Source organism: Halomonas sp. KAO (genome assembly GCF_015595025.1).
GTDB lineage: Bacteria > Pseudomonadota > Gammaproteobacteria > Pseudomonadales > Halomonadaceae > Halomonas.
In genome coordinates, this window is record NZ_JADNRL010000040.1 from 1,318 (window position 1) to 1,656 (window position 339).

General features: G+C 44.0%; 1 pseudogene. It reads left to right on the forward strand.

From position 1 onward, the window contains the following. Positions 1 to 339: pseudogene (locus IOC61_RS17515) on the forward strand (C4-dicarboxylate ABC transporter substrate-binding protein); the annotation flags it as partial.

Genomic DNA, 339 nt, shown 5'->3' on the forward strand with positions numbered 1-339 from the left:
ACGCACAAGCTAGACAACTGAATGCAGCGCCTGGGTTGCCTCCGGCACATCCGTCACATACCCCTCTTTACACAGAATTTTCCAAACTTTTATCGGAAAATACCGAAGGACGTCTTACAGCAAAAATTTTCGGGCCTGAAGTGACCTCCGTTTCAAACATGCGAGCTGCATTACGTAATAAAATTGTGGATGTTGGTTTTTTTCTTCCTTCTTACTTCCCGGCTGATTTGCCAAACATCAATTTAGTAGCTGACCTTGCGGTACTTGGCGATAATTCATTGGTCATGAGCTCTGCTATGGCGGAATATGTTACCACTTGCATTGACTGTCAAGATGAAT